The organism is Natronomonas pharaonis DSM 2160 (genome assembly GCF_000026045.1).
GTDB lineage: Archaea > Halobacteriota > Halobacteria > Halobacteriales > Haloarculaceae > Natronomonas > Natronomonas pharaonis.
Genome location: NC_007426.1, coordinates 592,464 through 605,628 on the forward strand (window position 1 = coordinate 592,464; position 13,165 = coordinate 605,628).

9 protein-coding genes are annotated in these 13,165 nt (G+C 62.9%); 5 read left to right on the forward strand and 4 right to left on the reverse strand.

Going from position 1 to position 13,165, the window contains the following annotated elements; all coding sequences use genetic code 11:
• Positions 1-285: 285 nt before the first annotated feature.
• From NP_RS03040 to NP_RS03050, 3 genes are read right to left on the reverse strand one after another with little or no spacing between them, the layout of a single operon-like run.
• Positions 286-1,233 (reverse strand): segregation and condensation protein A, encoded by a 948-nt coding sequence (locus NP_RS03040; RefSeq protein WP_011322334.1) that lies wholly within the window; start codon positions 1,231-1,233, stop codon positions 286-288.
• Positions 1,226-4,804, reverse strand: coding sequence for a chromosome segregation protein SMC (gene smc / locus NP_RS03045; protein ID WP_011322335.1), 3,579 nt, complete (start codon positions 4,802-4,804; stop codon positions 1,226-1,228). Before smc ends, NP_RS03040 begins: the two co-directional genes overlap by 8 nt.
• A gap of 23 nt (positions 4,805-4,827) precedes the next feature.
• Positions 4,828-5,130 carry a DUF7518 family protein gene (locus NP_RS03050; RefSeq protein ID WP_011322336.1) on the reverse strand — a complete coding sequence of 101 codons (303 nt, stop codon included), beginning with the start codon at positions 5,128-5,130 and terminating at the stop codon, positions 4,828-4,830.
• Positions 5,131-5,270: 140 nt separating this feature from the next.
• Here NP_RS03050 and gatB point away from each other — a divergent pair, with 140 nt between their 5' ends.
• The 5 genes from gatB (at position 5,271) to mce (ending at position 12,341) form a co-directional block, all read left to right on the forward strand.
• Positions 5,271-6,761: an Asp-tRNA(Asn)/Glu-tRNA(Gln) amidotransferase subunit GatB gene (gatB, locus tag NP_RS03055; protein ID WP_011322337.1), complete on the forward strand. Its 1,491-nt coding sequence runs from the start codon at positions 5,271-5,273 to the stop codon at positions 6,759-6,761.
• A gap of 84 nt (positions 6,762-6,845) precedes the next feature.
• Entirely contained in the window at positions 6,846-9,344 is a 2,499-nt protein-coding gene (locus NP_RS03060) for a DNA topoisomerase I (protein WP_011322338.1), read from the forward strand.
• 76 nt (positions 9,345-9,420) lie between these two features.
• The gene (locus NP_RS03065; RefSeq protein WP_011322339.1) at positions 9,421-10,128 is read left to right on the forward strand and encodes a phosphoglycerol geranylgeranyltransferase; all 708 of its coding nucleotides are present in this window, start codon (positions 9,421-9,423) and stop codon (positions 10,126-10,128) included.
• 107 nt (positions 10,129-10,235) lie between these two features.
• Positions 10,236-11,906 (forward strand): acyl-CoA mutase large subunit family protein, encoded by a 1,671-nt coding sequence (locus tag NP_RS03070; RefSeq protein ID WP_049939798.1) that lies wholly within the window; start codon positions 10,236-10,238, stop codon positions 11,904-11,906.
• A 51-nt stretch (positions 11,907-11,957) separates the two neighbouring features.
• Positions 11,958-12,341: a methylmalonyl-CoA epimerase gene (gene mce / locus NP_RS03075; RefSeq protein WP_011322341.1), complete on the forward strand. Its 384-nt coding sequence runs from the start codon at positions 11,958-11,960 to the stop codon at positions 12,339-12,341.
• A gap of 138 nt (positions 12,342-12,479) precedes the next feature.
• Here mce and NP_RS03080 read toward each other — a convergent pair whose 3' ends face one another.
• On the reverse strand, positions 12,480-13,127 hold the full coding sequence (locus NP_RS03080) for an FAD-dependent oxidoreductase (protein WP_011322342.1): 648 nt from the start codon (positions 13,125-13,127) through the stop codon (positions 12,480-12,482).
• Positions 13,128-13,165 lie beyond the last annotated feature (38 nt).

Genomic DNA, 13,165 nt, shown 5'->3' on the forward strand with positions numbered 1-13,165 from the left:
GTTCCCGTGCCCCCCGTCGCTGGTCTCTGTCCTACCGTCGGCCGTCCTCACGGACGTAGGACAGCGCAGCGACGACCTCGTCGGTGTCTACCCGCCCCCGTGTCTCCTCGAGCCGCTCTTGGAACCTGTTTGGCGTCATGGTGTGTAATACCATAACACAGTATATTATAAAAAATCACCGAAAACAACAGTTACGTTCTTTTCGGGCAAGCAGTAGACGGCCTCATCATCGGACTTCCTATCTACCTCCCAATAACGGAGCGCTACAGAAGTGTGCTGGAGCGATTAGTCGTCGGCCGCTGCCTGCCCTTCGGCTGCTGCCGATGTCGGGTCCTGTATCCAGAGGTCGCCAAACAGGTCGTCCTGTCTGAGGCGGACCTGCCCGCGATGCGCCAAAAAGAGCGCGCCGAGGTAGCTGTCGACCGTCGACCCGCCCGCGGTCCGGACCTCGGCGAACAGCACTTCCTCGCGGCCTCTGTCGTAGTGCTGCTGGAGAGAGACGTAGACATCGTTGATGATGTCCTCCATGTGTTCGTCGTGGGTCCGCTCGGTAACGTCTGCGGCGGTCGGCTCTTCGTCCATCCGGAACTCGTCGCTGTCGTGGTAGTCGAGGGTCTGTGTCCCGCGGCTGTAGCCGGACGGCGACTCCGAGGTGTCGTAGCTCCTCGATTCTTTCCACCACGTCTCCCGCTCGCGTTCGCGGAGGTCACGGACGAGTTCGTCGAGCGTCTCAGGTGTGCCGCGGGCGTCCTTTCGCTCGATGCGGCGGTCGATTTCCCGTTCGAGTTCGGCGAAGGGGTCGCCACCGGCTGGCGGCTCCTCGCCGGGCGGCGCTTCCCATGGTGCCGCTTCGGGCTCGTCGTCCGGCTCGTCGTCGTTCCACAGCTCGTCGCTTTTCATCCGCAGCAGCACCGAGGCATAAAACAGCGCCCGCCCGCCGGTTCGGAGGTCTGCTTCGTCGAGCCGGTCGAGGAACTTGTCGGTCACCGTTACCACGTCGATGTCCCACGGGTCGATTTCGCCTTCCTCGGCCAACTGCACCAGCAGTTCGACCGGCTCAACCGTGTCGTCGTCGCCCCCCGGTTCCTCGATGTCGAACTCCGAGAGGGGCTCGTCACGTTCGTCACCGTCGCCGAGCTGTGTCGCCTCTCGTGTGTCGCCGTGGCCGGTGATATCGAGCGGGATTTCGTCGGCGGCCCCGCCATCTGTCGCCGCACGTCGGTCGTCAGTCATCGGCGGGCACCCCCATCTCGGAGAGGTCAATGCCGGTTACCGCGGAGACGTTGTTCTCCTGCATCGTCACGCCGATAGCGCGTTCGGAACGCTCCAAGAGCGCCGACCGGTGGGAGACGACGACGAACTGGGCGTCGCCGGCCAACTCCTCGACCATCTCGCCGACCATCTCGGCGTTGGCGGCATCGAGGAAGGCATCAACCTCATCGAGCGCGTAGAACGGTGCCGGGTTGTGCCGCTGGATGGCGAAGATGAACGCCAGCGCAGTCAGCGATTTCTCGCCGCCGGACATCGCATCGAGCCGCTGGACCGGCTTGTCGCCTGGTTGGGCCTTCATCGTCAGCCCACCCTCGAAGGGGTCCTCGGGGTCTTCGAGCACCAACTCGCCGCTGCCGCCGGAGAGCCGCGAGAAGATGTCCGCGAACTGTTCGTTGATGCTCTCGTAGGCGTCCATGAACGTCTCCCGCTTGCGGTCCTCGTAGGCGTCGATGCGGTCCCGAATCTGGTCGGCCTCCTCGGCCAGCGTCGCTCGTTTCGCTTCGAGCTCGTCGAGGTCGGCTTCGACCTCGTCGTACTCGTCGATTGCGAGCATGTTGACCGGCTCCAGCGCCGACATCTCGGCTTCGAGTTCGGTAATCCGGGTCTCGACAGTGTCGTGGTCGGGAATCGATTCGGGGTCGTACTCGTCGACCTCGGCCTCCAGTTCTTCGATTTCCCATTCCAGTCGCTCCTCGGTCTCGGTCAGCGACTCTAGCTTCGACTTGACTGAGGAGACGGCGGCTTCTGCCTCATCCCGCTTCGACTTCGCCGCTTTGAGGTCGGCTTTGAGCGCCTCCCGGTCGTCTTTGAGCGACGCCAGCTCGTCTTCGAGCTCGGTGACCGCTTCTTTCTTTTCTGCCAGCGTCGTTTCCTTCGACTCGATTTGCGCGTCGAGCGTTTCGATTTCGGCCTCGGCGTCGGCCTTCCGGTTTTGGGCTGTCTCGATGTCGTCGTGGAGCTCGTCGATTGCTTCCTCCGCGTACTGTTTTTCGAGTTGCAGCTCGTTGAGGTCGCCGTCAATGTCGTCGGCGCGTGCCTCCAGCTCGGCGATATCTTCGCGTATCGCTTCGGCTTCGCTCGTTAGCTCCGGTATCTCTGAGTTTTCGATGCGAGCCGCAAGCTCCTCGATGTCATCCTCGACGGCTTCGATTTCGTCGTCTTTGGCCTCGATTTCGGCTTCGACGTCGGACATCTCCTCGGCGACCTGCTCGCGTTCGGCTTCGAGCTCTTCGAGTTCGGCTTCGAGCTCCTCGATGCGTCCTTCGACCTCGCCTCGTTTCTCCTCGATGGCCTCGATGTCGGCCTCGATATCTCGAACCTGCTCTGCGGCGTCGGTCTGTCTGTCCCGTGCGTCATCGAGCCGGGATTCGACATCCCGAAGCTCCTCGCGGAGCGACTGTTTTTCGTCTTCGAGTTCGGTAATCCGCTCGGCGACCCGCTCGAGTTGGCCCTTGCCGCGCTTGCTGAACGAGTATCGGGAGCCGGATTTCGAGCCGCCGGTCATCGCTCCGGACTTTTCGACGAGGTCGCCGTCAAGCGTCACGAGCCGGAACTCGCCCATCAGGTCGCGGGCGGTTGCCATGTCCTCGACGACGAGCGTGTCGCCGACGACGTAGGAGAACACCTCCGCATACCGGCTGTCGAAGTCGATGAGGTTGTAGGCGAAATCGACCACGCCCGGCAGATCCGGTGTGGACGGCAGCGACCGGTTGTGCATCTCCGTCATCGGGAGGAAGGTCGCGCGGCCGGCGTTTCTGGATTTGAGGTGTTCGATACACTGCTGGCCGACGCTATCGTCATCGACAACGACGTTCGCCAGCCGTCCGCCGGCGGCCGTCTCACAGGCGGTGGCGTACTCGGGGTCGACCCCGCCGAGTTGGCCGACGGTCCCGTGAACGCCGTCGATGCTGGCGTTCAGCACGGTCGTCACTGCTCGACCGTATGAGGCGTCGCCGCTGTCGCCCGCGCGAGCTTCAAGCTCGGCGTACTCCTGCTGCTTGGCCGAAATATCGTCTTCGAGGTCTTCGAGGTCGTCCTGAAGCCGTCGCTTTTCGGATTTCAGGTCTTCGACGACCTCGGTAATCGTCTCCCGGTTTGCCTCGGCCTTTTTCAGTTCGTTTTCGAGGTCCGCCCGTTCGGCGTCGAGTTCCGGGAGCTTCTCTTCGGCATCTTCCAGTGCCGACTCGGTTTCCCGCTCCTCTTTGGTCCGACGGCGGGACTCATCGAGCAGCCGGTCCTGCTCGCGCTGGAGGTCGTTTCGCTCGTCTTTCAGCTCCTGTACGCGTTCCCGGTGGGATTCCAGTTCGTCTCTCGTCTCCTCGTACTCGCTGTCGACGGCTTCGATTTCGGCCTCGACAGCTTCGAGTTCCGCTTCCTTTTCTTGGATGTCGGCCTTTATCGAGGATTTCTCGACCTTCTTGTTCCGGATGTCTGCTTCGAGGTCGTCGAGTTCTTCCTGTTTCCGGTCGACCTGTACGAACGCCTGCCGGCGCTCGTTTTCGGCGTCTTCGAGCCGCTCGCGCTCCGCCTCGCGTTTGTCTTCGAGCCGGGAGATGTCGCCTTTTATTTCCTCTATTTCGCGTTTGATTTCGAGCTGTTCGTCTTCGCCCTTGCGCTCGATTTCGGCGTTGAGTTCTTCGAGGTCGTCTTCGAGGCGGCTTACTCGTCCTTGCCGTTCGTCGAGCGTCCGCTGTTTCGTCTCCAGCGTCGCCTCCGTCTCCTCGATTCGCTCACGTACCGAGGAGCGCTCCTCACGCTTGTCTTCGAGTTCCGCGGCCTTCAGATAGCCCTCATACTCCGCTTTTTCTTCCTGTAGGTCCTGATATTCGAGCGCTGTTTCCCGCTCGTCTTCGAGTTGCGAGAGGCGCTGCTGTTTTTCCTCGATGCGGAGGTCGGCCTCGTCGATGCGTTCCTGTACCGTCCCCAGTTCCTCGAAGGCGTCCTCCTTTTTGGCGTCGAACTGTGCCACGCCGGCGATTTCGTCGATTATCTCCCGCCGCGAGCCGGGCGTCATCGTGATAATCTCGGTCACGTCGCCCTGCATCACGACGTTGTAGCCCTCGGGCGTGACGCCCGCCTGCGCGAGCAGGTCCTGAATATCGGAGAGGTTGACCGACCGACCGTTCAGATAGTAGTAGGAGTAGTAGGTCTCTTCGTCGGTCTGCTTGACCCGGCGACGGATGGTTATCTCGTCTATGTCGCCGACGTTCTCGGAGCCGGCCGCCGAGACGACCTGCTCGCGACTGAGCGTCCCATCGCTGTTGTCGAGGACGACCTCGACCGATGCCTCGCGCTCGCCGCCGAACCCGCTTCCGTCGTCGTCGTGGCCGGGGTTGTAGATGAGGTCTGTCAGCTTGTCCGCCCGGATGCCGGACGTGCGGGCCAGTCCAAGCGCAAAGAGAATCGAATCAATGATGTTGGACTTGCCGGAGCCGTTCGGCCCGCTTATCGTGGTGAAGTCCTCGTAGAGCGGTATTTTCGTCTTCTGTCCGAAGCTCTTGAAGTTGTCGAGGACGAGCGCTTTGATATGCATGGGGGTGCTCGTGGCGGCCCCGGTCAGGCGACGATGATGTCGTCTCCCGACTCGGAGTCCGTGTTGTCGTCGCCTCCGGCTTCGTCGTTGTTAACGTCGTCGGCCGCGTCGTCGTCGGTCGTTGTCTCGGGCTGCTGTCCCGCGGCCTGCGATTGGGACTGGACGCTGCGTCCCGACCGGCGGATGCCGTCCGGCTCGACGCCGGTTTCGTCCTCGACGGCCTCCAGCCGCTCTTTTGTCTCGACGAGTTCGTCGGTCAGCCCTTCGATGGTCGCCTCCAGTTCGCGCACCTTCTCTTCGAGTTCCTCGACTCGGTTCCCGGACATACATTGCGGTGGTGTCCCCGAACGTATAAATCTGCGTCAGACATTCCCACGAGCGTTGATAGGTTCGGCGCCGCTTGCCCGCCCGCCACGAACGCGCGGCAACGGTTACGCTAAAGCGTCTGGACGAAAACACCTACGTAATGACCGCACAGACCGCCGAGGAGCACTCCCTCACGGCCGTCATCGGGCTGGAGGTCCACGTGCAGCTCGAAACGGATACCAAGATATTCTGCGGCTGTTCGACCGACGCTGACGACAACGAGGAACCGAACACCCGGACCTGTCCCGTCTGTCTCGGCCTTCCCGGCGCGCTGCCGGTGCTCAACGAAGGGGCCGTCGAGGCCGCCGTCAAGGTCGGCAAGGCGCTTAGCTCCGACATCCCCGAAGAGACCCGCTTTCACCGGAAGAACTACTACTACCCCGACCTGCCGAAGAACTTCCAGATAACCCAGTATGACGCCCCGATATGCGACGGCGGCGAACTCGAGTTCGCCGTCGACGACGAGCGACGAACCGTCGCCATCGAGCGTGCCCACCTCGAAGAAGACCCCGGAAGCCTCTCGCACGCTGGCGGCTCTATCGACACCGCCGAGCACACGCTCGTCGATTACAACCGCGCCGGTACGCCCCTGCTGGAGATTGTCACTGCTCCCGATTTCCGTAGCGCCGCTGAGGTACGGGCGTTCCTCGCGAAGCTCACTGAAGTCCTCGAATACCTCGGCGTCTTCGATGTTACCCGCGACGGCTCCTTGCGCGTCGACGCCAACCTCTCTATTGTCGACAGCGACGCAGTCGGTGAGAACGGCAGCATCGACGAGGCGACGCTCGAAGCCGCCAACCGCACTGAAGTGAAAAACATCTCCAGCCACAAGGGGGCCGAAAAGGCGCTCGCCTACGAGGAGACGCGGCAGAAAAACGCCGTCCAGCGTGGCCGTGAGGTCGAACAGGAGACTCGCCACTGGGATGAGTCCCGCGGCATCACCGTCTCGATGCGCTCGAAGGAAGAAGAAAAAGACTATCGCTACTTCCGGGAGGCGGACATCCCGCCGTTGCGCGTCAGCGACTGGAAGGAGAAAATCGACATCCCGGAGCTCCCCGACGCCCGCCGCGAGCGGTTCCGCGAGGAGTACGGGCTCGATGCGGAGACGGCCTCGAAGCTCACGTCAACGAAGCAGGTTGCTGACTTCTACGAGCGGGTCGCCGACACCTTCGCCCCCGAACTGGCGGCGACGTGGGTTGCGGACAACCTCCTCGGCGAACTCAACTACCGTGACATGGAGATTACCGATATCGAGGGCCGTCTCGATGAATTCGCCCATCTCATCGAGCTCGTCGACGAGGACGAAATCACCGTCAAGAACGCCGAGGAGGTCGTCCTCCGCCGGATGCTCGACGACGGTCAACCGCCGGGCGACATCGTCGAGGCCGAGGACCTCGGTAAGACCGACGACGATGCGGTCGCAGCCGCTGTTACGGCCGCCATCGAGGAGAACCCCGATGCCGTCGAGGACTACCACGCCGGCGAGGACGGCGCGTTGAACTTCCTCGTCGGACAGGTCATGCAGGAGACCGGCGGCAGCGCCGACCCCGGCACGGTCAACGAGCTTCTGCGGGCGGAACTCGACGGCTAGCCGCCGTCCAGCGGATAGCAGCGACCCGTACCTGCTCTCCGCGACGAAACGTTGAAATCCGGAGTCGGCGTACCCGGACACAACGTGGAGCTCATCGTCACCGAAAAGGACAACGCTGCCCGTCGTATCGCAGAAATCCTCTCCGACGGCAGCGCGTCTACGGAGCGACGGAACGGCGTCAACGTCTACCGGTGGGGCGACAAGCGCTGTGTCGGCCTCTCCGGCCACGTCGTCGGCGTCGACTTCCCGCCGGAGTACGAAGACTGGCGCGACGTCCAGCCCGTCGAACTGGTCGAGGCCGACGTCGTCAAGAAACCGACACAGGAGAACATCGTCCGGACGCTCAAGCAACTCGCCGGCGAAGCCGACCGGGCGACCATCGCGACCGACTACGACCGCGAGGGCGAACTCATCGGCAAGGAGGCCTACGAACTCATCCGCGAGGAAGCCGATATTCCGATACAGCGGGTTCGGTTCTCCTCGATTACGGAAAACGAGGTCAAAGAGGCCTTCGCAACCCCTGATGACCTCGATTTCGACCTCGCGGCCGCCGGCGAGGCCAGACAGATTGTCGACCTGCTGTGGGGCGCTGCGCTGACGCGCTTTCTGTCGCTTTCGGCGAACCAACTCGGCGATGATTTCATCTCCGTCGGCCGGGTCCAGTCGCCGACGCTGAAGCTCATCGTCGACCGCGAACGCGAAATCGAGGCCTTCGACCCCGACGACTACTGGGAGCTCTTTGCCGACCTCGCCCGCGAGGGGACGACCTTTGAGGCCCAGTATTTCTACCGCGAGGACGGCACCGAACAGGAGCGCGTCTGGGATGAATCCGGGGCCGAAACCGCCTTCGAGACGCTCCGGAATGCCGGCACGGCGGTGGTCGAGTCAGTCCGCCGCCGCCGGCGGACCGACGAGCCGCCGGAGCCGTTCAACACCACCCAGTATATCAGCGCCGCCAACGGCATCGGGCTGTCGGCCCAGCGGGCGATGAGCGTCGCCGAAGAACTCTACACCGCTGGTTACATCACCTATCCCCGGACTGACAACACCGTCTATCCGGACGACCTCGACCCCGAGGCGCTGCTGTCGGCGTTTACCGACCACTATCTCTTTGCCGACGACGCCGAGATGTTGCGCTCGGCAGATGACATCGAGCCGACGGCGGGCGACGAAGAGACGACCGACCACCCGCCCATCCACCCAACCGGCGAGATCCCCAACAAGGACGACCTCTCGGACGACGAATGGGAGGTCTACGAACTGGTCGTTCGGCATTTCTTTGCGACCGTTGCCGACGCCGCCGAGTGGGAACATCTGAAGGTCGTCGCCGACGCCGACGGCTGTTCGCTGAAGGCAAACGGCAAGCGGCTCGTCGAACCGGGGTATCACGAGGTGTACCCGTACCGCTCGACCTCGGAAAACCACGTCCCGGCTGTCGAGGAGGGCGAACAGCTTGCCATCGAGGACGCCCGCATCGAGGAAAAGCAAACCCAACCTCCTCGCCGTCGCGGCCAGTCGCGACTCATCGAGGAACTCGAATCCCGCGGGCTCGGTACCAAATCGACCCGGCACAACACGCTCCAGAAGCTCTACGACCGCGGCTACATCGAGAGCGACCCGCCGCGACCGACAAAGCTCGCAATGGCTGTCGTCGAGGCCGCAGAGCAGTTCGCCGACCGCATCGTCGACGAGGAGATGACCGCACAGCTTGAGTCGGACATGCAGGCCATCGTCGATGGCGAAAAGGACCTCGAAGCGGTGACCGAAGAATCCCGTGCGCTACTCGGCCGCATCTTCGATGAGCTCCACGACTCCCGGGAGGAAATCGGCGAGCACCTTCAAGAATCGATGAAGGCCGACCGGATGCTCGGTCCCTGCCCGGAGTGTGGCGAGGACCTCCTGATACGGCGCTCGCGAAAAGGGTCGTACTTCGTCGGCTGCGATGGGTTTCCGGACTGCCGGTATACGCTCCCGCTGCCGAGCCAAGGCGAGCCGACGGTCATCGACGAGGCGTGTACAGAACACGACCTCAACCACGTGAAGATGCTCGCCGGCCGGAGCACGTTCGTCCATGGCTGCCCGCAGTGTAAGGCCGACGAGGCCGACGAGACGGACGACCGTATCATCGGCGACTGTCCCGACTGCGGCGACAACGCGGACGGTGAGTTGGCTATCAAACAACTCCGCAGCGGCTCGCGGCTCGTCGGCTGTACTCGCTATCCGGAGTGTGAGTACTCGCTGCCGCTGCCGCGTCGCGGTGACATCGAAGTGCTGGACGAACGCTGTGCGGACCACGACCTGCCGCATCTCCGTGTCGTCGACAACGGCGACGACCCGTGGGAGCTTGGCTGTCCCATCTGCAACTACACGGAGTATCGCGAACAGCAGGCCGCCTCGGCCATCGAAGACCTCGACGGCGTCGGCCAAAAGACCGCCGAGAAGCTCGCCGACGCCGGCATCGAGTCGCTGTCCGACCTCCGTGGTGCCGACGCCGAGGCCGTCGCCAACGAGGTACAGGGTGTCTCAGAAGACCGGCTCCGGGAGTGGCAAGCAGAGGCCAACGTTAGCGCTAGCGCCGACTAACGCGCCGCTGACAGCCACACGCTGTTGCTGCCGTCGAGACGAAGCCGTTTTAGCTACTCCTTGATACGGAGTGCATATGAGCGCGCCTTGGGCAGAGTGGGACCACATCGTCAAAATCGACCCCGACAAGACGCTCGCCGACGGCGAGACGTTTCAGGATGTCTGTGCGACCGGCACCGACGCCCTCGAAATCGGTGGCACGACCGGCATGACAGAAGAGAAGATGGCCCGAGTCGTCGAGGCGACCGCCGCCCACGACATTCCAGTCTACATTGAACCGTCGAACGTCGGCGCGGTCGTCCACGACGAGGACCTCGATGGCTACTTCGTGCCCACCGTGCTCAACGCCGGCGACGTCTTCTGGACGACCGGCGCACACAAGGAATGGGTCCGGCTTGACGGCGACATCGACTGGGACCGGACCTTCACCGAGGCGTACATCGTTCTCAACCCTGACGCGTCCGTCGCTGACTACACCGAGGCCGACTGCAATCTCGATATCGACGAGGTCGCCGCCTACGCCGAGGTCGCAGAGAAAATGTTCGGACAGGAAATCGTCTACGTCGAATACTCCGGTATGCTCGGTGACCCGGAGATGGTACAGGCAGCGACCGACGCGACCGAGGAGGCGACCGTCTTCTACGGCGGCGGCATCCGCGACTACGAGTCGGCCTACACGATGCGACAGCACGCCGATACCGTCATCGTCGGCGACTTGGTCCACGACGAGGGAGCCGACGCCGTCCGCGAGACTGTCGACGGCGCGAAGGACGCTGCCGACTGACACGCGATATCCGCTTTCTCTGCGGTGGCCGACCGCTCGGCGTTGCCAAACGAAACAACGCCTGCGTCCCGCCAACGCTTAAGCCGTCCGGCCTGCTTTCTCCAATGATGTTCAACCCCGACGACCTCGATGCGATTCGCGAGGGGCACGACCAATGGGAGGAGGAGACCTACGGACCGACGGTCGAGCGCTTCGGGGAACGCAAAGACGAGTTCACGACTGATACAGGCGGCCAAGAAGTCGACCCGCTGTACACCCCGGCTGATGTCGCCGACCTCGATTACGAGGACGACATCGGCTATCCCGGCGAGCCACCCTACACCCGCGGTGTCTACTCGACGATGCATCGCGGGCGGCTGTGGACGATGCGACAGTACGCCGGGATGGGGACTGCCGACGAGACCAACGAACGGTTCAACTACCTGATGGATGAGGGCCAGACCGGCCTCTCGATGGCCTTCGACCTGCCGACGCAGATGGGCTATGACTCCGACTCCGCGATGGCTGAAGGCGAAGTCGGTAAATCCGGCGTCGCAATCGACTCCCTGAAAGACATGGAGACTGTCTTCGACGGGATTCCACTCGATGAAGTCTCGACGTCGATGACCATCAACGCGCCTGCGTCAGTTTTGCTGGCGATGTACATCGCCGTCGGTGACAAGCAGGGCGTCGACCGGACGGAGCTGCGGGGAACCATCCAAAACGACATCCTCAAAGAGTACATCGCGCGCAACACGTACATTTTCCCGCCGGAGCCGTCGATGCGGATTATCACAGACATCTTCGAGTTCTGTGCCGAAGAGGTGCCGAATTTCAACACCATCTCGATTTCCGGCTATCACATCCGCGAGGCGGGGGCGACGGCAGCACAGGAACTTGCGTTCACGCTGGGCGACGGCATCGAGTACGTTGAGGCGGCCATCGACGCCGGGCTCGATGTCGACGAATTCGCCCCACAGCTTTCGTTCTTCTTCAACGCACACAACAACGTCCTCGAAGAGGTCGCGAAGTTCCGGGCAGCCCGTCGGATGTGGTATAAGATAATGGAGGAGCGCTTCGACGCCGAAAAGCCCGCCTCCAAGCAGCTGAAGTTCCACACCCAGACAGCGGGCTCGACGCTGACCGCCCAGCAGGTCGAAAACAACGTTGTCCGCGTCGCTTATCAGGCGCTTGCGGCGGTGCTCGGCGGTACGCAATCGCTACACACCAATGGGAAAGACGAAGCGCTGTCGCTGCCGACAGAACAGTCCGTTCGGACCGCACTGCGGACCCAACAGATTCTCGCCCACGAGTCCGGCGCGGCTGATACCATCGACCCACTCGCCGGCTCGTACTACGTCGAGAGCCTGACTGATGAACTCGAACAGGAGGCCTTCGAGCTGCTTGAGGAGGCCGACGACCGCGGCGGGATGCGGCAGGCCGTCGAAAACCAGTGGGTCCAAAAGCAGATTCAGGACGTGGCCTTCGAGCGCCAACAGGAGATCGACTCCGGCGACCGCATCATCGTTGGCGTCAACGAGTTCCAAGTCGATGAAGACCCCAAGGAAGATATCGAGGAGGTAAGCGACGAACAACAGCGAAAGCAACGCGAGCGTGTCCAAGAACTACGGGCGGAACGCGACAGCGAAGCCGTAGAAGACGCCCTCGCGGCACTCCGGGGCGCGGCCGAGGGCGACGAGAACGTCATGCCCTACATCGTTGACGCGGTGAAAGCGTACGCGACGACTGGCGAAATCTGTGACGCCATGCGAGATGTGTTTGGCGAGTACCACGGCTGACTGCCAATCCGTTCCAGCCCGTTTTTATTTGTCGCTGGTGATACCCCCGGTATGCGATTCGACCACGCAGGGGTTGCGACCGACGATGCCGAGGGGCTTGCGTTCCTCTATGAGGACCTCTTCGGCTGTAGCATCGCCCACGAGGAGCGGTTCGGGGAACTGAAGGTGCTCTTTTTGGAACTGGAGAACGGCTACTTCGAGCTGCTCGAACCACAGGACGACGGCACTATCGCGAGCTATCTCGACGAACACGGCCCGGGTCTCCACCACATCGCACTGGAGACGACCGACATCAATGCGGCACTAGAGACGGCCACCGACCTCGGCGTCGAATGCATTGACGAAGCACCGCGACAGGGTGCGTGGGGACATCAGGTTGCGTTTCTACACCCGAAATCGACGGGGGGCGTCCTAATCGAGTACGTCGAACACTGAGCGTACAGGCGGCACACGTCCAGTCCACGGCCCGGATGCCGCACACCCGCCCCGGCGGGCCGTGGTCGAACTACCAGCGCATACAGCCGATGGCCGCGGTATTGTATATAAATAGTCGCGTGTCGAGAGGGGGCGTCCTCACCCGAAGTTTTCGGTCTTTGCCGCGTCGGCGTCGCCGCCCGCCGCCTCGATAGCCGCCGTTGCGTCTTCGAGGAACGACGAGAACCCGTAGACGAAAACCTGCTCGCCGTCCCCGTTGGTGACGGCGTCAGCGACGGCATCCCCGAGCTGTTCGGCGCCGTTCAGCACCAAAACGTTGGCCCCACCCGCCGAGAGCGAAGCGAGCCGGTCCTCGTGGAGCGGCTCATCGTCGACGTACACCACGGCAGCATCGTGTCCGTCCGCGAGCGCGCGCTCGGCGATAGCGACCGCCGGGCCGACCCCTGGCCCGCCGGCGATGATAACTGCTCGCGGCTCACCCTCGTAGTAGTCGTTCCCGAACGGGCCAGTAATTGTCACCGTGTCCCCGGCCTCGATGGCCTGAAGGTACTCGCTGAACGCACCGGCCTCTTCGGCGTCGTACCCGACCGTGATTTCGAACACCGCTTCAGTATCAGGTGACGAGACAGTGTAGAACCGCCCGGTGGTATCGCCGTCGAGTTCGGCCGAGAGCTTGACGAACTGCCCCGGCGCGGCCTCGAACCCGCTCGGCGTTTCGATGTCGATGGCGACAGCGTCGGGGCCGACCTCGCGGACGGCGGCGACGGTCGTCTCGATTGGGTCCATACTATCGGTGGGAGCGTCGTCCGGAAGGCGTTTACGAA